Source organism: Sphingomonas lenta (assembly GCF_002288825.1).
Lineage (GTDB): Bacteria > Pseudomonadota > Alphaproteobacteria > Sphingomonadales > Sphingomonadaceae > Sphingomonas > Sphingomonas lenta.
Genome location: NZ_NSLI01000005.1, coordinates 273304 through 292626 on the forward strand (window position 1 = coordinate 273304; position 19323 = coordinate 292626).

Annotated in this window: 13 protein-coding genes; 1 reads left to right on the plus strand and 12 read right to left on the minus strand. The window is 70.7% G+C overall.

From position 1 onward, the window contains the following. Positions 1-6: 6 nt before the first annotated feature. The 5 genes from CKY28_RS16590 to CKY28_RS16610 are packed head-to-tail and all read right to left on the minus strand — an operon-like array spanning position 7 to position 7135. Positions 7-1011: a cupin-like domain-containing protein gene (locus CKY28_RS16590; RefSeq protein WP_245841889.1), complete on the minus strand. Its 1005-nt coding sequence runs from the start codon at positions 1009-1011 to the stop codon at positions 7-9. Next, entirely contained in the window at positions 1008-2540 is a 1533-nt protein-coding gene (locus tag CKY28_RS16595; protein ID WP_095999487.1) for a tryptophan halogenase family protein, read from the minus strand. The genes CKY28_RS16590 and CKY28_RS16595 overlap by 4 nt, the downstream gene beginning before the upstream one ends. Next, complete coding sequence (locus tag CKY28_RS16600) at positions 2537-4135, minus strand: tryptophan halogenase family protein (protein ID WP_095999488.1); 1599 nt, start codon at positions 4133-4135, stop codon at positions 2537-2539. Before CKY28_RS16600 ends, CKY28_RS16595 begins: the two co-directional genes overlap by 4 nt. Continuing rightward, the gene (locus CKY28_RS16605; RefSeq protein ID WP_095999489.1) at positions 4132-5619 is read right to left on the minus strand and encodes a tryptophan halogenase family protein; all 1488 of its coding nucleotides are present in this window, start codon (positions 5617-5619) and stop codon (positions 4132-4134) included. Before CKY28_RS16605 ends, CKY28_RS16600 begins: the two co-directional genes overlap by 4 nt. Before the next feature lies 1 nt (position 5620). Beyond that, the gene (locus CKY28_RS16610) at positions 5621-7135 is read right to left on the minus strand and encodes a tryptophan halogenase family protein (protein ID WP_095999490.1); all 1515 of its coding nucleotides are present in this window, start codon (positions 7133-7135) and stop codon (positions 5621-5623) included. 252 nt (positions 7136-7387) lie between these two features. Between CKY28_RS16610 and CKY28_RS16615 the strand changes: the two genes are divergently transcribed. Next, positions 7388-10861 carry a TonB-dependent receptor gene (locus CKY28_RS16615; RefSeq protein WP_095999491.1) on the plus strand — a complete coding sequence of 1158 codons (3474 nt, stop codon included), beginning with the start codon at positions 7388-7390 and terminating at the stop codon, positions 10859-10861. A gap of 124 nt (positions 10862-10985) precedes the next feature. On the opposite strand, the gene CKY28_RS16620 is transcribed toward CKY28_RS16615, so the two are convergent. The 7 genes from CKY28_RS16620 to CKY28_RS16650 form a co-directional block, all read right to left on the minus strand. Beyond that, a complete protein-coding gene (locus CKY28_RS16620) occupies positions 10986-13418 on the minus strand; it encodes a glycoside hydrolase family 3 protein (RefSeq protein WP_095999492.1) in 2433 nt (810 codons plus the stop codon). Between the two features lie 32 nt (positions 13419-13450). Next, positions 13451-14617, minus strand: a complete 1167-nt coding sequence (locus CKY28_RS16625; RefSeq protein WP_095999493.1) for an endo-1,4-beta-xylanase — start codon at positions 14615-14617, stop codon at positions 13451-13453. Beyond that, positions 14614-15504, minus strand: coding sequence for an SMP-30/gluconolactonase/LRE family protein (locus CKY28_RS16630; protein ID WP_095999494.1), 891 nt, complete (start codon positions 15502-15504; stop codon positions 14614-14616). Before CKY28_RS16630 ends, CKY28_RS16625 begins: the two co-directional genes overlap by 4 nt. Further along, positions 15501-16286: a D-xylose 1-dehydrogenase gene (gene xylB, locus CKY28_RS16635; protein WP_095999495.1), complete on the minus strand. Its 786-nt coding sequence runs from the start codon at positions 16284-16286 to the stop codon at positions 15501-15503. The genes CKY28_RS16630 and xylB overlap by 4 nt, the downstream gene beginning before the upstream one ends. A gap of 5 nt (positions 16287-16291) precedes the next feature. Then, positions 16292-17443, minus strand: a complete 1152-nt coding sequence (locus CKY28_RS16640) for a fumarylacetoacetate hydrolase family protein (protein ID WP_095999565.1) — start codon at positions 17441-17443, stop codon at positions 16292-16294. Positions 17444-17580: 137 nt separating this feature from the next. Next, positions 17581-18012 (minus strand): hypothetical protein, encoded by a 432-nt coding sequence (locus CKY28_RS16645; protein ID WP_095999496.1) that lies wholly within the window; start codon positions 18010-18012, stop codon positions 17581-17583. Between the two features lie 73 nt (positions 18013-18085). Further along, on the minus strand, positions 18086-19318 hold the full coding sequence (locus tag CKY28_RS16650; protein ID WP_095999566.1) for a glutamate-5-semialdehyde dehydrogenase: 1233 nt from the start codon (positions 19316-19318) through the stop codon (positions 18086-18088). Positions 19319-19323: the final 5 nt, after the last annotated feature.

Here is a 19323-nt window from a genome sequence, read left to right on the forward strand (position 1 = left end):
CGGGGTTCAGGCTCCGCTGAGGCTCTGGAGCAGGGTGGCGCGCATGCGCTCGAAGCCGCGCCGGTCGGCGGGGCCGAGCACGCCCTGCGCGTGCGGGGGAAGGTGCGCGGCGGGATCGCCGCCGGTGCGGAAGACGAGGTGGTCGAACATCGTCCGCCACGCCGCGCGCTGGTCGGGCGGCAGGACCCCAAGCGAGAACAGCGCGAGCAGCAGCGCGTCGTAGGGGCTCGCCATGCCCTCGGGCGCGGGGCTCCACCAATAGTTCATGAGGATGTTGACCGGGTCGAGCGAGTCGACCGCGTGCCACCAGTGGAAGGGGATGTAGATCGCGTCGCCGGGCTCCAGCGTTGCCTCTTGCGCCACCGCCAGCGCGTCGGCAAAGCGCGGATAGCGGTCGAGGTCGGGATGGGCGGGATCGACTAGGCTGATCGGCGTGCCCGCGGGCGTCAGCTCCAGCGGGCCCATATAGAGGTTGGCGACCTGGTCGGGCGGGAACAGCGTGAAGCGCCGCCGCCCCGCGATCACCACGCCCACATTCTCCTGGAGGTCGTAGTGCGTCGCTACGCGGATCGCGTTGCCGAGCCACAGCCGCGGAGCGACGGCGGAGTCGACGAGATCGGTCGCGTTCTCGCGTTCGAAGCCGGGCACGAGCTCGGCCGCCGGGATCGACTGCACGGCGATGGCGTAGGGCCGGTCGGCGTCGCGGTCGCGCAGCAGCCGGTCGAGGAACGGGTCGAGCGGCGACTTGCCCCGCGTGAAGTTCAGCGCGGTCAGGTCGGGCGTGTAGAAGAAGCGACCTTCGATCTCCGGCGCGCCGACGATGGCGGCGACGGGCTCGGGGTGGCTGAAGCGCTTGAGATAGGCGACGACCGCGTCCGCGCCTCCGCGCGCGGCGCGCACCGCGGGCCAGTCCGCGCCCAACCCGCGCAGGATCGCGGGCTGGCCGGCGGGGCGGATTTCCTCGTCGAAGCGCCGGCGGTCGACGCGGTGGTACTCGCGGATCGGTGTCACGAGGCGCGCCGCAACGGGGTGAGATCGCAGCCGATCCGGCGCAGGTACTCGTCCTGCGTCGGCATCGCGTCGGCGGTCTGACCGACTACGTCGCGGATGTGGTGCAGACGGCGCAGCGTCTCCTCGTCGGAGAGCAGGTCGGCGACGGGGTGGTAGCCGGTCGCTTCCACGCCCTGACCGACCATCACCGACAGCCAGCTCGTCTCCGTGAACAGCTCGTCATGCTCGCGGAAGATGCGGCCGTTGCGGCGGAACATGGCGAGCTTGTAGGCGAGCCCCTCCGGCGGCGCGAGCGTGCGGCAATAATTCCAGAAATCGGAGTCGTCGCGCTCCGTCGCCTTGTAGTGAAGGACAAGGAAGTCGCGGATGTCGACATATTCCTCCACCGTTTCTGCGTTGAACCGGTCGATCTCCAACTGGTCGAAGCCGCGCGCGGGGAACAGCGTCATCAGCCGCGCGATGCCCGACTGGACGAGGTGGATCGAGGTAGACTCCAGCGGCTCCAGGAACCCCCCCGCGAGCCCTAGTGCCACGACGTTGCCGATCCAGGCGCGGCGGCGATGGCCCGCCTTGAAGCGGAGCGGCTTGGGCTCGGCGAGCGGCGCGCCGTCGAGGTTGGCGAGCAACGTCGCCGCCGCCTCGTCATCGGAGACGTGCGCGCTCGAATAGACATAGCCGTTGCCGATGCGGTGCTGGAGCGGGATGCGCCACTGCCAACCCGCAGGCCTAGCGGTCGAGCGGGTGAGGGGACGCCGGTCGCCGCCGCTCTCGCAGGGCACGGCTAGCGCGCGGTCGCAGGGCAGCCAGGCGGACCAGTCCTCGAAGCCGGCCCCCATCACGCCCTCGATCAGCAGGCCACGGAACCCTGAGCAGTCGACGAACAGGTCGCCCGCGACGCGCGCGCCCGACTGGAGCACGATCGCGGACACGTGGCCCGTTTCGCCGTCGCGCGTCACGTCGACGACGCGGCCCTCGGTGCGGCGGACGCCCCAGCCCTCGGCCAGGCGGCGCAGGTAGCGGGCGTAGAGGCCCGCGTCGAACTGAAAAGCGTAGCCGATCTTGGACAGGGGCGAGTTGGGCTGGTCGGGCCGCGGGTGCGCGAACCGCTCGCGCAGCCCCGCGACCACCGCCAGCGAATAGGCGTCGAGCGGGGTGGGATCGCCGAGCGTCCGGCCCTTCAGCCAGTGGTGGTGGAACTGCACGCCCTTCATATCGAGGCCGTAGAAGCCGAAAGGGTGGACATAGGAGTGGCCGAGCCGCGTCCAGTCGCGGAACTCGATGCCGAGCTTGTAGGTGGCGTTGGTGGCGCGGACGAAATCGGCCTCGTCGATGCCGAGCATCGCGTTGAACAGCGCGATCTGCGGAATCGTCGCCTCGCCGACGCCCACCGTGCCGATCTCGTCCGACTCGACCAGCTCGATCTCGAGACCGGGCAGCTCGCCCGCCACGCGCGCGATCCCGGCGGCGGCCATCCAGCCGGCGGTGCCGCCGCCGACGATCACCACGCGGCGGATCGCGTCGGCCCTCACAGCGTGAAGCCCTGGCCCGCGAAGGGCGATTCGGATTCGAAGGAGAAGGTCGGGACGGGGGACTCGGGCTGAGTGGGCTGCGGCCGGGCGAAGGGTGACGGGCCGCAGCGGCGGATGAACTCGCCATGGGTGGGTAGTTGCTCGGCCACTTCTTGGTAGCCGCGGCGCATCTGCTCCAAGGCTTGCGCGACCTTGTCCTCGTCAAGCGCGTCCACCGCGGGCTCGTGCTCGTCGGGGACGACGTGCTGGCCGAAGCACACCGCGACCCAGCTGGTGGTGGCGAACAGCTCCAGCCCGTCGCGGAAGACGCGGCCCTTGGCGCGGAACAGGTCGATCTTGCGGGCGAGCGAGTCGGGGATCTCCATCGTGCGGCAGCGATCCCAGAAGGGCGAGTCCGAGCGCCGCGTCGCCTTGTAGTGGAGCACGATGAAGTCGCGCACGTCCTCGTACAGGTCGCGCATCTGGCGGTTATACTCGTCGCGCTCCACCGGATCAAAGCGCCGGTCGGGGAAAAGCGCGATCAGCTTGGCGATGCCGGACTGGATGAAGTGGATGGAGGTGGACTCGAGCGGCTCGATGAAGCCGCTCGACAGGCCGAGCGCCACGACGTTCTTGTTCCAGCACTGCTTGCGGCGGCCGGTGGTGAAGGACAGGCGGCGCGGCTCGGCGAGCGGCTCGCCTTCCAGGTTCGCCATGAGCAGGCGCTCGGCCTCGGCGTCGTCCATGTACGTGCTGGAATAGACGAGGCCGTTGCCCATGCGGTGCTGGAGCGGGATGCGCCACTGCCACCCGGCGCTCCGCGCGGTCGCGCGGGTGAAGGGGTCGGGCTCGCCTTCATAGGCGCTGGGCACCGCGACAGCGCGGTCGCAGGGTAGCCAGTGCGTCCAGTCCTCATAGCCCGTCTTCAGCGCGCCGTCGATCAGGAGGCCGCGGAAACCCGAGCAGTCGATGAACAGGTCGCCCGCGATCCGCCGCCCGTCGGCGAGCGTCACCGCCTCGACATGGCCGTCCTCCCCGCGCGTGTCGACATCGACGATCTTGCCCTCGACGCGCGTCACGCCGCCGCGCTCGGCATAGCGGCGGAGGTAGCGGGCGTAGAGGCCGGCGTCGAAGTGGAAGGCGTAGAGCAGGTCCTTGACCGCCGACTGCGCGTTGGCGCCCGGCCGGCCGAACTTGCCCATCGACGCCGCCACCGCGCTCATCGACCAGGCGGAGATGTCGGGGAGCGGCCGGCGGCGGCGCTCGCGCAGGTAGAGTTGGTGGAAGTGCACGCCCTGGAGGTCGCGGCCGTGGAAGCCGAAAGGGTGGAAATAGCGCTCGCCAAGGTCGCCCCAGTCGACGAACTCAATGCCGAGCTTGAACGTGCCGCCCGTCTCGCGGAGGAACTCGTTCTCGTTCAGCCCCAGCATCTGGTTGAAGGTGATGATTGGCGGAATCGTCGCCTCGCCGACGCCGACGGTGCCGATCTCCTCCGATTCGACCAGCGTCACGCGGGTGACGCCGTTGTCGAGGAAGCGCGACAGTGCGGCCGCAGTCATCCAGCCGGCGGTGCCGCCGCCGACGATTACGACGTCGCGGATGGTCTGTTCGTTCATCGGGTCACTTGCCTGTGTAGCATCTGCAAGAAGGCGGCGTGGGTGGGCGCGCGCGCGACGGCCTGGGCGAGCGCGTCGCGCCAACCCGCCATCGCCGCGTCGGATTGGGCGGGCGGCACGACCTCGATCAGCGGGTCGGCGCGGCGCGGGATCACGCCCTGGCCGAGCAGCACGGCGAGCCACGAATCGCGCCCGAACGTCTCCTCTTCGTGGAAGGGCAAGCGGCCGCGCTCGCGGAACTGCGTCAGCGTGTGGAGTAGGGTGGGGGGAGGCTCGGCCGCGGCCGCGTCGCGCCAGAACGGCTCGGAACGGCCGGACGCCGCGTAATACAGAACGGCGAAGTCGCGCACCCGCGCCGCTTCGGCCGCGCATTGGCGGTTATATTCGGCGAGTTCGACGGGCGCGCAATCGCGGTCGGGGAGCATGGCGACGAGGCGGTCGATCGCGCTGTGGGCCAAGTGGAGGTTCGTCCACTCCAACGGCTCGATCGCGGTCGCGGCGTCGCCGACCGCCACGCAGTTGCGCAGCCAGGGCTGCGGCCGCGTCCCCGCCGCGATCGCGACGGGCGCGGCCTCGCGCACGCCGAGGGCGCGCGCAGCCTGTTCGTCGCTCCAATGCGCCGAGCCGTAGACGAGCCCGGTGGAGGTGCGGCGCAGGCCGTCGGCGGACCAGCGCCAGCCCGCCTCGACGGCGACGGCGCGGTCGAGCGGCGCGGGTTCGGGCGCGGGCGGGCCGTCGGCGATGAGGATGCGGTCACAGGGCAACCAGCGCCGCCAGTCCTCCCACGCGTCGTCGAGCGCGGAACGGACGCGTGCGGCGGGGCCGGTGCAGTCGACGAACAGGTCGGCGCGCAAGGGCTCTCCGCCATCGAGTTCGAGCGCTTCGACGAAGCCGTCCGGGCGGAGGCGGATCGACCGGAGTACGCCGTCGTGCTCGCGGACGCCGCAATGGAGCGCGAAGGCGCGGATCATCGCGAGGTAGGCGGGCGGGTCGAGGTGCAGCCCGTACTCGAAACCGGAGAGCGGCGCGTCCGGCTCGTCGGCGGCGCGCGCGAAGCGGCCGGCGCGCGCGAGCATGGCGGCGGGCGAATGCCGGTCGAAGGGCGCAGCGGCGCCGAGCTTAGCGGCGCGCACCCAGTGCTGGTGGAAGGAGGCGGTGCCGAACGGACGCCCATGCTCGCCATAGGCGTGGACGTAATCGGGCGAGTCCGCGACCCAGTTCTCGAAACGCGTGCCGAGCCGGAAGGCGGAGCCTGAGCGCACAACCGCGTCCGCGTCGCGCAGGCCGAGATCGCCGTGAAAGCCGTGGATGGAGGGCAGCGTCGGGCCGATCCGGTCGGCGAGCGCGTCGGGCGGCGGGGGGAGCGCGAACACCGTCACCCCGAGCCACGGCAGCCGCCGCTTAAGCGCCGCCGCCGCCGACCAGCCGACGATCCCGCCGCCGGCGACCACCACGTCGCGGATCGGCTCCCCCAGCGCGCTCATCTCAGGCCGCGGCCGCCATGGGGCAGTAGCCGCGGATGAAGTCGAGGTGGTTGGGCATCGCCTCCGCCGCGGCGGCGACCTCCGCCTCCAGCTCGCCCATGCCGCGGAGCAGCGCATCCGCCGGAGGCAGGTCGGCGCGTGGGTCATAGCCCAGCGGTCGTACGCGCTGGCCGAGATAAACGGCGACCCAGCTCGCGTCGAGGAACACGCCCTCGCGATATTTCACGATCCGGCCGCGGCGGCGGAACAGCTCCATCTTCTCGGCCAAGCTGTCGGGCACGGGCATGGTGCGGACGTAGTTCCAGAACTCCGAGTCGTCGCGCTCGGTGGCGTGGTAATGGAGGATCAGGAAGTCGCGGATGCGGTCGTATTCGAGGTCGATGATGCGGTTGAACTCGTCGCGGTCCGACGGCGCGATGCCGCGCTCGGGGAAGAGCTCGAGAAGCGCGGTGATCGCCTGCTGGACGAGGTAGATGCTGGTCGACTCGAGTGGTTCGAGGAAGCCGCTGGCGAGCCCGATCGCGACGCAGTTGCCGACCCAGCTGCGCTCCCGCCGGCCTGCGCGGAAGCGGAGGGTGCGGGGCTGGGCGATGGCGTCGCCCTCGACCGCGCCGGCGAGCGCCGACGCCGCCTCGTCGTCGGAGACGAAGGCGCTGGAATAAACATAGCCGTTACCCGTGCGGTGCTGGAGCGGAATGCGCCAGCGCCAACCGGCGGGCATGGCGATCGCGCTGGTATAGGGCGTGACGGCGGTCTCGGTCCGGCACGGCATGGCGGCGGCGCGGTCGGCGGGCAGCCAGCGCGACCAGTCCTGGAACGGCTCGCCCAGCGCCTCGCCCAGGAGGAGCGAGCGAAAGCCGGAGCAGTCGACGAACAGGTCGCCCTCGATCCGCTCGCCGCTCTCCAGCTTGATCGCTCGGATATGGCCCGTCTCGCCGTTGAGCTCGACGTCGACGACCTTGCCCTCCGTACGCGTCGCGCCGAGGCTCTCGGCGAGCTGGCGTAAGTAGGGCGCGAACAGCACGGCGTCGAACTGGTAGGCGTAGCCGAAGGTGGTGGTGATCCGCCCCGGCTCGGTCGTGGGCCGGGTGAAGCGACCCTCCCGCGCCATGGTGCACGCCATGGAGAAGCGCTCCAGCGGCGGCGGGTTCAGGCCCTGAAGCCGGAGCCGCGTCCAGTAATGGTGGAAGTCGACCTCGCCCTGGCCGCGGCCGAAGGTGCCGAAGGGGTGGACGTAGCTGTCGCCGATTCGTCCCCAGTTCCGGAACTCGATGCCCAGCTTGAACGTCGCGCGCGTCCAGCTCATGAAGTCGGACTCGGCGATGCCGAGCCGGTCGTTGAACGCGCGGATGTGCGGCAGCGTCGCCTCGCCCACGCCGACGATGCCGATCGCCTCCGACTCGATCAGGTGGACCGAGCAGCGGCGCGGCAGCAGCTTGGCGAGCGCCGCGGCCGCCATCCAGCCGGACGTGCCGCCGCCCACGATCACCACCCGTTGCGCGCCCGTATCCGTCATGGAGCGTTCCGCTCTCCATCCTCTCCCGCACGTGGCTCGATCATCCAACGCCGCGCGTCAACCCGCCCCCGATCCCCGCTCGGCCGGACGGGGCCGTTGCAGCGACGCAACACCGTTCACCGAAACGATAGAATAGGTACGGTGCGGATGTTACCGCAAACATTACTGCTTGCTCAATAGCCTTGGTCTGCATAAGCCTATCTGATCCAAGGCGCGACCGTGATGTCAGCGTTAACAGGGGAGAGGACAGGGATGGCGACTGCTGCGACCGGAACCGTGCGTGAAGCGGGTGCGCGGGAGATCGGCAAGCTCCTGAAGTGCGGCGTCTCGGCCACGGCGATCTGCGCGTTCGCGCTCGCCGCGCCCGCCTGGGCGCAGACGGGCTCGGCCACGGGACAGGGGACCGCGGGCAACGCCAATCCAACCGCGCAGCCTGAAGACGGCGCCGTCAACGAGCCCGCGCCGGGCACGGCTGCCGCGCAGGCCGCAGATACGGCGCCCGCCGACGAGGCGGGCGCCGACGACATCGTCGTCACCGGTATTCGCCAGAGCCTCGCCAACGCACAGTCGATCAAGCGCAACGCCGATACGGTCGTCGACGCCATCACCGCACAGGACATCGGCGCGCTGCCCGACCGCTCGGTCACCGAGGCGCTGCAGCGTGTGCCTGGCGTCTCGATCAACCGTTTCGCCGGCTCGAACGATCCCGACCACTTCTCGGTGGAGGGCTCGGGCGTGGTGGTGCGCGGCCTCAATTTCGTCCGTTCGGAGTTCAACGGGCGCAGCACCTTCTCGGCGGGCATCGGCGGGCAGGCGATCAACTTCGCCGACGTCCCCGCCGAGCTGCTGGGCGCGGTCGAGGTGTACAAGAACAGCACCGCCGACCTGATCGAGGGCGGTCTGGCGGGCACCGTCAACCTCAACACGCGCAAGCCCTTCGACAACCGCGGTTTCCACATCGGCGGCGGCGTCGAAGCGAATTACGGCGACTTCCGCAAGAAGTGGACGCCGACCGCCTCCCTGTTGCTGAGCAACACGTGGGAGACCGACATCGGCACGTTCGGCCTGCTGGGCAACGTGTCCTATTCCCGCTTGAAGAGCCGCGCCGACGGCATCCAAGTCACCAACATCCAGACTCGCGACGGCACGATCGTCACCGGGGCCAATGGCGGCGGCCAGGTCTGCCGCAACCCGCTACCTGCGAGCACGGACACGTCCAGGCTGCCGGCCAACGGCACCTGCGGCTTCACCGGTGCCGCAGGCGCGGACGGGTTCGCCGATCTCCTGCCGCTCGCCTATGCGCCGGTCGGCGGCCAATTCCGCACGCAGGATTACGACCGCAAGCGCGACGGCCAGGCGCTCGCCGTGCAGTGGGAAAGCACCGACAAGCGCACGGTCTTCACCGCCCAGTTCCTGCGCACCCACTCGACCAACGCTTGGGGCGAGCGCACCTTCGAAACCGCGCCCGACCTCTCGGAATACAACACCTACCCGTACGGCTGCCAGCAGAACACCAATGGCCCGAACGGCGGCGTGCGCGCGGAATGCCCGATCGGGTCCTTGCGCAACTACGAGTATGACGAGGACGGGCTGTTCGAGCGCGGCTACATCACGCTGCCCGGCACCGGCTGGCGCACCGCGTCGAGCGGCCAGGCCACGACCACCGTTCCTACGGGCGGCATCCAGCAATCGCTGTCCCGCCGCCAGGTATTCGACGAGAACCTGGTCAAGGATGCCGGCTTCAACCTGAAGACCGAGCTGAGCGACCGCCTCTCGGTCAATCTCGACGTCGACTACACCTACGCGCGCCACGACGTGGTCGACTTCAGCGTGTTCGGCTCGACCTTCGCCGACCAGGAGCTCGACATCTCGGGCGACCTGCCGGTGGTCATCCCGCACAAGCCGCTGACGTTGGCGGCGAGCTGGGCGACGCCCAACCCTGCGTTGGTCTCGGCGACCGACGAGCAGTATTTTCAGAACCGAGATTTCCAGTTCTGGCGTGCGGCGATGGACCATATCGAGCACTCGGAAGGCAGCGAGTACCAGATCAAGGGCGACTTCGCGTACAAGTTCGACGACGGATCGTTCCTGAACCGGGTCAAGTTCGGGGCGCGCTACGCCGAGCGCCAGCAGACGGTCCGCTACACCGCGTACAATTGGGGTGCCATCAGCGAGGTCTGGTCGGGTTCGCCGGTCACGTTCAACCAGGGCGACACCAGCCGGTCGGAGTTCTACGATTTCCCGAACTTCTTCCGCGGCGACACGCCCGGTCCGATCGGCGGTTATTACTATAACGGCGACCTGATCGACGATTATTTCGCGTCGGCCACATACTTCCAGGCGCTCAACGACATCTGGCGCACGACCAACGGCGCGGGCGCGACCAACCGTTTCGTGCCGGCCTCGCAACGTCAGGGCGTGATCGCGGGCACCTCATTCCTGCCCGAAGACATCCAGCCGGTGCGCCAGCAGGACAGCGCCGCCTATGTCATGCTGAATTTCGGCTCCGACGATCCGCTGATCGGTGGCATCCGGGTGAGCGGCAATATCGGCGTCCGCTACGTCAATTCGGCGGTCACGTCGGGCGGGCGCATCGGCGTGCCGACCCGGCAGGCGCTGGGCATCGTCGATCCGTTCACCCGGCAGGAGATCGATCCTGCGACGGGCCAGCTCAGGTTTACCGGCCGTTGCGATCCGCGCGTGCCGGAGGGTGCACCTCCGGGTACGCCGCCCACGCGGCCGGGCGGGATCTGTAATTTGGGAGCGGCCGGCTACGCGCAGCTTCAGCAATTCGCCAACGGCGAGACAGTCACCGACATCGCGCGCAACAACTACGACTACTTCCTCCCCAGCGCCAACCTGAAGCTCGGGTTGTCCGACGACCTGATCATGCGCCTGGCGGCGTCGAAGGTGCTCACGCGCCCCGACCTCGCCAACATCCGCAACTTCATCACGGTGGGTACGGATCCCAACTCCGGCGCGGCGACGGCGACGGCGGGCAACCCGTTCCTGAAGCCCGCGACCGCGTGGCAATTCGACGCGACGCTGGAGTGGTACTTCGCCCGCGTCGGCTCGCTGACGTTGAACGGCTTCTACAAGTCGATCGACAACTTCTTCTACCAATCGTTGATCACCCGCAACGTGACGAGCAACGGCGTGACCCTGCCGGTGATCGTGCGCGGCCCGGCGAACTTCGACGAGAGCGGCAAGATCAAGGGTTTCGAGGTCTCGTATCAGCAGACCTACGACTTCCTGCCGGGCCTGCTCAGCGGCTTGGGCTTCTCGGGCAACTACTCGTACATCGACAGCAAGGGTCTGCCGAACTCGCTGCTCAATGCGGGAACGCCGGTCAGCGAGTCGACGATCCCCAGGGGCAATCTGCCGCTGGAGGGCTTGTCCAAGCACAACGTCAACGCGACGGTGTTCTACGAGAAGGGGCCGGTCTCGCTCCGCGCCGCGTATAACTGGCGCTCGCGCTTCCTGCTGACGGCGGCCGACGTGATCTTCCCGTTCACGTCGATCTTCAACGACGAGACGGGCCAGCTCGACGCGTCGGCGTTCATCAACATCAACCGATACATCAAGCTGGGCGTGCAGGGCGTGAACCTGACGAACGAGGTCACGCGGACGCTGCAGGCGTATACGGGCGATCCTGGCCGCCTGGCGCCGCGGTCCTACTTCGTGAACGACCGCCGCTTCTCGTTCATCCTGCGCGGCAACTTCTGACGGCCGGCGTGCGGGTCGGGGTTACAAGCCCCGGCCCGCACGACCGACGCGAAGAAAAGGGGCGCGTCCGCCGGCCGGACGCGCCCCTTCTTTCGTCGGGCCGGCGCGAGGCCGGCCCGGTTCCTCACCGCGGGCAGACGGCTCCTTCGGGGTCGGTCGCGAGCCGGAGATCGGCGATCGCGACCGAGAAGGGGCCGGTCGCGGTGATCGCGATCGGACTGTCCACCTTGGCCACGTCGGTTCCGGCGTCGCGGAAGCATTTGAGCGGCACGCGCACCGTGCGCCAGCCGGATCCCGCGGCGAAGATCGACCGCGCGTCCACCGAACCCGATCCGAGCCCCAGGCGCACCGGACCGCCGGGTGCCCGGTCGACGCGGTACTGCATCTGGAGCAGCAGGTCGGCGTTGGTCTCGCGGGTCAGGTCCAGCGCCGGGCCGGTGATGCGCGCGGTCGCCTGGGCCCGCGGCGCCCAGTTGAGCCGCACGGCGCCTTCCTGCGTCTGCGGACCGTCGACCGCCTGCTGCGTCACGCCCGCGCCGAGGTTGAGCCTGAAGGGGGCGGGGACGCGGCCGCGCGCGAAGAACAGGCTGGTGTTGGCGAGGCTGGCGTCGACGCCGGCCACCTCGCCCAGCCGGGGCACGCGGCCCGGCCGCGCATAGCCGAGGCCGTAACCGAGCGGGAAGAGCGGGTCGTATCCCGGCTGGCCCTGGTTCAGCGTGAACTGGCCCGCGGTCTTGGGCCAGCTGAAGGAGAGGCGGCCAGTGAAGTCGTTGCGCGGACGGCCCTGCACGTCGCCGATCAGCACGTCGGCGATCCCGCCGCCCTCCGACCCTAGCAGCCAGGCGGCGACGAACGCGTCCGACTGGTTGAGCTCCGGATTGACCCAGAGCGGGCGGCCGGAGAGGAACACGGAGACCACAGGCACGCCCGCGGCCTTGAGCTTGCGCAGCGTGGCCAGCGCCTGCTTGTCGCCCGCCTGGAACTCGAGCGTGCGCACGTCGCCGCGCATCTCGGCATAGGGCGTCTCGCCGAACACCACGATCGCCGCGTCGGGCTTGCGCGTGAAGCTCCCGTCGACGCTCAACGTCGCGGAGCCGCCGCCCGCGCGCACCGCCTCCGCGATGCCGGCGTAGATAGACTGGGCGTTGGGGAAGTCCTTGTTGGTGTTGCCGTCGCCCTGCCAGCTCAAGGTCCACCCGCCCGACTGCATGCCGATGTCGTCGGCGTGCGTGCCAGCGACGAGCAGGTTGGCGTTGGCCCTGAGCGGCAGCACGCCGTCGTTCTTAAGCAGCACGAGCGACTTCCTGACCGCCTCGCGCGCGACCGCGCGGTGCTCGGGCGAGCCGATCACGCCCGGGCGGTCGGTCCAGGGGCGCTGGGCGTCGAACAGGCCCAGCTTGTGCTTGACGCGCAGGATGCGGCGCACCGCGTCGTCGATCCGCGCCATGGGGATCGCGCCCGAGCGCGCCTGGGCGAGCGTCGCGTCGAACAGCCCCTTCCAGCTGTCGGGCGCCATGGCCATGTCGAGCCCGGCGTTGAACGTCTGCGCGCAGTCGTCCTTGGTGCAGCCCGGCACCTGGGCGTGGCCGTTCCAGTCGCCGACGACGAAGCCGTTAAAGCCCATCCGGCCCTTCAGCACGTCGGTGAGCAGCGACTTGTTGCCGTGCATCTTCCGCCCCTGCCAGGACGAAAAGGACGACATCACCGTCATCACGCCGGCGTCCACCGCGGGCGGGTAGCCAGCGGCGTGGATGCGGATCAGCTCGGCCTCGGACACGTCGGCGTCGCCCTGGTCGACGCCGTCCTTCGTGCCGCCGTCGCCCAGGAAGTGCTTGGCGCTCGCCGCCACGCGGCCGTCCTGAATTGTACCGCGGCCGGGGCGGCCCTGGAGCCCGAGCACCATCTGGTCGGCGTAGGACCTCACGATCGCCGGGTCCTCCGAATAACCCTCATAGGTGCGGCCCCAACGATCGTCCTGCGGCACGGCCAGCGTCGGCCCGAACGCCCAGTGGATGCCGGCGACCGCGGTCTCCTTGGCGGTCGCCTCGCCGATGCGGCGGATCAGGTCGGGGTCGCGCGCGGCGCCCAGGCCGACATTGTGGGGGAAGAGCGTAGCGCCGACGATGTTGTTGTTGCCGTGCACGGCGTCGATGCCGAAGATGAGCGGAATGGGCGTGTGGCCGGGGCGGCTCTCGGTCGCGACCGCCTCGAAGGCTCGGCCCGTCGCCGCCCAGTCCGCGCCCGGCGAGCGGTCGGGCTTGCCGAGGGGCGGCGAGCTGCCGCCCGCCAGAATGGAGCCGAGCGGGTAGCGGCGCAGGTCCTCCGGCTTGATCGAGCCGATATCGGCCTGGATCATCTGCCCGATCTTCTCCTCCAGGCTCATGCGCGCCATGAGCCGGGTGACGAACGCCTCCGTCGCCGCGTCGACCAAGCCCTGGCTGCGCGCCTGGGGCCACGCCCTCGGGTTGGCCTCGCCGCGCGGTCCCGCGTCCTGCGCGGTCGCGGCGGACGCCAACAGGACGGCGGTCATCGTGCCCAGTGCCAAAGCGCGCGTCATCGAAACTTCCTCTCCAACTCAGGCGATACGGATCAGCGCGGCGGCGCGGCCGCGAACGCGTCGGCGATGGCGGCGCGCATCGGCTTGGGCCGGAACTGCGCGTCGTAGACGGTGGGGCGGCGCGGCGCGCCGTCGGGCCGGGGCTCGAACCCCTCGATCCAGCTGTATCGGTCCGACATGCCCCAGACGAGCACGTCGCGGAGCTGCGGATAGCTGAACATCACGTCGAGATAGGCGCGCGTATAGTCCGCCACGGCCCGGTCGCGCACGGCGATGTCGGCGGGCAAGTTGTTGTCGCGGACGTCGAGCTCGGTGATGACGAGCTTGTATTCCATCGCCACCACCGCATCGAGGAAGGCGCGCCAGTCGCGCTGCAGCTGGAGCGCGCCCGGGCCGTCGGATCCCTGCGTGATGAGGTGCGACTGCACCCCCAGCGCGTCGACCGGCGTGCCCCGTCGGCGGAAGCCTTCAAGGAGCCGCAGCACGCCGGCGCGGTGGCGCTCATTGCCGGGCTCCCAGCTCATATAGTCGTTGTAGACGAGCTGCGCGTGCGGGGCGGCGGCACGCGCGGTCCGAAATGCGAGGTCGACGGTCGCCTCCGTGCCCCCGATCGCGCGGGAGAGGGCGGTGTCGTAGAGGCCGCCATCGGCCGGGTTCACCGTCTCGTTGACGACGTCGTACGCGCCGACCCGCGCGCCGTAGCGCTCGCATACGGTGCGGACGTGCTCGACGAGCAGCCGCTCGCCCTCAGCGCGCGGGTTCGCGCCGAAGTCGTACTCGTTCGCCCAGCGCGGCATCCATTTGGGCTGGTGCCACAGCAGCGTATGGCCCCGCATGGCGATGCCGTTCGCCTCCGCATAGGCGAGCATGGCGTCGAAGCGCACGAAGCTGAACCGGGTGGGCGAGGGGCGGAGCGCCACCCACTTCATCTCGTTCTCCGGCACCAGGATGCCGCACTCGCGGTCGAGCAGCGCCGCGTCGAGCGGCAGCGCGACCTCGTACGCCTCAGAGTTCCGCGGCCGCCAGGCGACGGCGGAACCGAACCGCATGCCCTTGGCGCGCGCGACCGTGTCGAGCGACGGCGGCATGAGCGGCGCGGACGCGGGCCGCGCCCGATCGGCCGCGCACCCGCCGACGAGCGAGGCGGCTGCGCCGCCCATGAGCGCGAGCGCGCGCCGGCGGGAGAATATGTCGGTCATCGGGCGAACGCCTCCAGGCTGATGCGCGGCGCGACGACGCCGGGCGCGTCGGTGCGGAAGGTGAACAGGTCGCCCGCTAGCGGCTGGGCGGCGAGCGCGACCGCGTCGAGCCCCTTGCGCGCGGTGGTGGCGTAGGCGGTCATGCCGTCGGGGCCGCCCAGCGACAGCTTGGTGACGTTGGCGACGGGAAAGGAGACCTCGTGCGTCGGCCGCCCGGCCGCGTCGTAGCGCCGCGCTGCCCAGCCGCCGAAGAAGCCGATCCATACGCCGCCCTCCGCGTCGCAGATCGCGCCGTCCGGATGGCCGTGCTCCTCGTCGAACCGGAGGAAGACGCGGCGGTTCCGAAGCGCGCCGTCCTCGGCCAAGTCATAGGCGTGGACCGCGCGGCCGAGCGTGTCGACGGCATAAAGCGTCTGGCCGTCGGGCGCGATCGCCGGGCCGTTGGTGATCACCACCGGCTCCGCGCCGCTGTCGCGGATGTTGCCCCGCTCCAGCGCATAGAGGCGTCCGGTCGCCGCGGTCTCCGCATTGTCCATCGACCCGAACCAGACGCGCCCCGCCGGATCGACCGCGGCGTCGTTGAGGCGATTGCCGGGAAGCTGCGGCTCGACTTCGGCCAGCAGGTCGAAGCGGCCGTCGGCGGGCGTGAAGCGGTGCAGCCCCGTCCGGAGCCCGGCCAGGAACGCGCCGTCCTCGGCGGGCAGGACCCAGCCGATCTCGGCGGGAGCTTCCCACGCGTCGAGGCGCGCCGTAGCCGAATCGAAACAGTGGACGCGGGGCGCCTTGATGTCGACGAACCAGAGCGCGCCGTCCCGCGCGTCCCAGACGGGACCTTCGCCCAGCGTCGCGCCGACGGTCGCGGCGTGCTCCGCCGCCATCCGCTTCATCGCCAGCCGGCGTCCACGAAATAGTCGTGGCCCGTGCACATGCGCGCGTCGTCCGATGCCAGGAACAGCGTCAGCGCGGCGACGTCCTCCGGCTGGACGCGCGCCTTGAGGCATTGCGCGGCGACGATCTCCGCCTCGCCTTCGGGCGTATACCATTTCTGCTGCCGCGGCGTCTGGACGTTGCCGGGCACGATCGTGTTCACGCGGATGCCGTCGGGGCCGAGATCGCGGGCGAGCGCGCGCGTCATGCCCTCGATCGCCGCCTTGGCGGTCTGGTAGAGCACGAGGTCGGGTAGGCCGAGGTGCCAGGAGATCGACCCGAAGTTGAGGATCACGCCGCCGCCCTGGCGCTTCATGCCCGGCGTCACCGCTTGGGCGGCGAAGAACAGGTGGCGCAGGTTCACCGCCAGCCGGTCGTCCCAATAGGCGGGCGTGACCGTGTCGGGCGTGTGGCGGTCGTCGTTGGCGGCGTTGTTGACGAGCACGTCCACGCCGCCGAGCTCGCCTTCCAGCTCCGCAAAGGTGCGGCCGAGCGCGTCGAGATCGGTGAGGTCGAGCCGGCGGAAGATCGGCGCGAAGCGCGCATCGGCCGAGAGCCGCGCGGCGAGCTCGCGCGAGGCGTCCTCCGCCACGTCGACGAAGGCAACGCGCGCGCCTTGCGCCACGAAGGCCTCGACCAGCGCGGCGCCGATGCCCGATCCGCCGCCCGTGACGATCACCCTTTTGCCGGCCAGGCTGGGATAGATCGCGCGCAAGCCCGCCTTCTCCGTCCGTTGCAGCATCGTGTTCAGGCCCCAACCAAGCCGCGGGCGGCGAGTTGCCGGACGGCGGCCGCGATCCCGTCCGTCCAGGGCCGCGCGTCGCGCGAGGTCGTGACGCGGTTCACCAGCACGCCCAGCTTGCCGCTCTTGATTATGACCAGGTCGCCGCGCTTGTGCGTGAATCCGCGGCCCGGCTCGTCGCGGTCCTGCGTCGGCGCGAACAGCGTGCCCAGGAACAGCGCGAACCCGTCCGGGTACTGGTGCTCGCTCAGCGTCTGGCGCACGAGCTCGAGCGGGTCGCGGCTGATCTCGCGCATCGAGCTCGCGCCCTGGAGCCGGTAGCCGTCCTCGCCCTCGATCAGCAGCGACAGCTCGGCGCCGCGCACGTCGTCGATCGTGAAGCCCTCGTCGAACAGGCGCACGAACGGCCCCAGCGAGCAGGAGGCGTTGTTGTCCTTGGCCTTGCCGAGCAGCAGCGCCGAACGGCCCTCGAAGTCGCGCAGGTTGACGTCGTTGCCCAGCGTCGCGCCGACCGCGTTCCCGCGCGGGTCGACGAGCAGCACGACCTCGGGCTCCGGATTGTTCCAGGTGGAATCGGAGCGGACGCCGATCTCGTCGCCCCAACCGACCGTGGACAGCACGGGCGCCTTGGTGAAGACCTCCGCGTCGGGGCCGATCGCCACCTCGAGGTACTGCGACCAGAGCCCTTCGGCGATCAGCGCCGCCTTGAGCGCCGCCGCCTCGTCCGAGCCGGGGACGACCGAGCGGATGCTGCCGCCGACCTGCTCCTCCAGCCGCGCACGAAGCGACAGCGCCGCGCCGGCGTCGCCGCGCGCGCGCTCCTCAATGACGCGCTCCACCGCCGACACGGCGAAGGTTACGCCGCACGCCTTGACGCACTGGAAGTCGACCGGGCTGAGCAGGCGGGGGGCGGGGCCGGCGGCGGGTGAGAGGCCGAGCGCGTCGAGCTGACCGACCGCACGCCCGGCGGACGGATCGGTCGCGCCCGCCTCGACCAGCATCGACACGGTAGGCGCGACGCGCGACATATCGTGGACGACGCCGTCCCGAACGAGCACGGGCGAGGGCCCCTCGCCGAAGTCGACGCGCCCGAGCAGCGTCGCCGCGCGCCAATCCGGCGGCAGGTGCGCCCCAGGGTCGAACGAAACCGCGCCGATCACTCCATCCCCCAAATTGTTAGCGCTAACGTACGCGTGTGCCAAAGCTAGTCAAGGCCGTACGCGTCAGCGCCCAACGGTGATTGGCATTCCGTTCGGCGCGGCGGCGCTGCGGCGCGGGTAACGGACGCTCCGCGTCAGGCGGGCGGGGGTGTGAGGCTCCGCAACTCGGCCGAGACCGAGGCCTGGTCGCGCGCGACGACCTCGCGGACGCGGGGCTGCGCCGCGGCGGCCATGCCCGCCACCTCCCGCTCGACGCCCGCGCGGACCTGCGCGCACCAACCGTGACGGCTTCCTTCGGCGAGGTTCAGCTTGGCCAGGTCGCGCGACAGCGACGCGAGCGGGACGCCGCGGCGCTCCGCCCTGCGGGCGACCCGCATGTCGGCGCTCCAGGCGCAGCGCAGGCTGCTAGGGCGGCCGGGCGGCGCGACGGCGCCCAACTGGCGGTAGCGGACGTCAGGCCGGGCGTCGTAGGTGAGGTCGATCGGCTCTCCGGCGCCGTCGATCGTCACGGCCAGGGGCTGGATCGCGGCGGTGGTCAGAACGGCTGCAAAGATATGGGCGAACATCTCGAAACCCTCATAGGCGGATGCCGCCTAGATGTGGTCGCCCGCCACGCTCCTCAACCCGTCATGTCGAGCGCTACGGCGCCCTGACCTGGCCGTCGCCGCGCACGACCGTCTTGTAGGTCGTGAGGCCCGCCAGTCCGACCGGCCCGCGCGCGTGGAGGCGACCGGTGGCGATGCCGATCTCCGCGCCGAAGCCGAACTCGCCGCCATCGGCGAACTGGGTGGAGGCGTTGTGGAGCACGATCGCGCTGTCGACTTCCGTCAGGAAGCGCTCGGCGGCGCGGTCGTCCTCGGCGACGATCGCGTCGGTGTGGTGCGAGCCGTAGCGCGCGATGTGCTCGATCGCGCCGGCCACGCCGGGCACGGTGGCGACGGCCATGATCGCGTCGAGATACTCGGTCCCCCAGTCCTCCGGGGAAGCGGGGACGAGGCGCGGGTCGAGCGCGAGGAGGTCGGGCGCGACGCGCAGCTCGCAGCCCGCGTCGAGCAGGTCGCCCAGCACCGCGCGCGTCGTCTCGACGGGCAGTACCTCGTCGATCAGCAGCGTCTCCGCCGCGCCGCACACGCCCGTGCGGCGCATCTTGCTGTTGAGCGCGACGGCCCTGGCCTTGGCGGGATCGGCCGAGCGGTCGAAATAGACGTGGCATACCCCGTCCAGGTGCGCGAGCACGGGTACGCGCGCCTCCTCCTCGACGCGCGCGACGAGGCTCTTGCCGCCGCGCGGGATCACCACGTCGATCAGCCCGCGCGCTCGCAGAATCGCGCCGACGGCGGCGCGGTCGGTCGTCGGCACGAGCTGGACGGCGTCGGGCGTAATGCCTGCGTCGGCCAGCCCCTCCACCACCGCCGCGTGCAGCGCCCGGTTGGTCTCGATCGCCTCCGCGCCTCCGCGCAGGATGCAGGCGTTGCCGCTCATCAGGCAGAGCGCGGCGGCGTCGGCGGTGACGTTGGGGCGGCTCTCGTAGATGATGCCGACCACGCCCAGCGGCACGCGGACCTGCGTGAACCGGAGGCCGTTCGGGCGCGTCCACTCCCCGATCACCTGGCCGACGGGATCGGGGAGGGCGGCGACCGCCTCCAGCCCCGCCGCGATCCCGGCCAGGCGCGCGTTGTCGAGCCTGAGCCGGTCGAGCATCGCGCCGGTGAGCCCGGCGGCGGCCGCGCGCGCCATGTCGGCCTCGTTGGCGGCGAGGATCGCGCCCGCCCGTTCCCGGACGCGCCCCGCCGCGCCGCGGAGCGCCGCCGCCTTGGCCGCGGTGTCGGTCTGCGCCAGCATCGCCGCGGCCTCGCGCGCGGCGCGGCCCATGTCCA

What these genes read in the sequence shown, in the direction of transcription:
- CKY28_RS16600 (WP_095999488.1), bottom strand. Translation starts at nt 4,135, where the DNA reads ATGAACGAACAGACCATCCGCGACGTCGTAATCGTCGGCGGCGGCACC.
- CKY28_RS16605 (WP_095999489.1), bottom strand. Translation starts at nt 5,619, where the DNA reads ATGAGCGCGCTGGGGGAGCCGATCCGCGACGTGGTGGTCGCCGGCGGC.
- CKY28_RS16610 (WP_095999490.1), bottom strand. Translation starts at nt 7,135, where the DNA reads ATGACGGATACGGGCGCGCAACGGGTGGTGATCGTGGGCGGCGGCACG.
- CKY28_RS16615 (WP_095999491.1), top strand. Translation starts at nt 7,388, where the DNA reads ATGGCGACTGCTGCGACCGGAACCGTGCGTGAAGCGGGTGCGCGGGAG.
- CKY28_RS16620 (WP_095999492.1), bottom strand. Translation starts at nt 13,418, where the DNA reads ATGACGCGCGCTTTGGCACTGGGCACGATGACCGCCGTCCTGTTGGCG.
- CKY28_RS16625 (WP_095999493.1), bottom strand. Translation starts at nt 14,617, where the DNA reads ATGACCGACATATTCTCCCGCCGGCGCGCGCTCGCGCTCATGGGCGGC.
- CKY28_RS16630 (WP_095999494.1), bottom strand. Translation starts at nt 15,504, where the DNA reads ATGAAGCGGATGGCGGCGGAGCACGCCGCGACCGTCGGCGCGACGCTG.
- xylB (WP_095999495.1), bottom strand. Translation starts at nt 16,286, where the DNA reads ATGCTGCAACGGACGGAGAAGGCGGGCTTGCGCGCGATCTATCCCAGC.
- CKY28_RS16645 (WP_095999496.1), bottom strand. Translation starts at nt 18,012, where the DNA reads ATGTTCGCCCATATCTTTGCAGCCGTTCTGACCACCGCCGCGATCCAG.
- CKY28_RS16650 (WP_095999566.1), bottom strand. Translation starts at nt 19,318, where the DNA reads ATGGGCCGCGCCGCGCGCGAGGCCGCGGCGATGCTGGCGCAGACCGAC.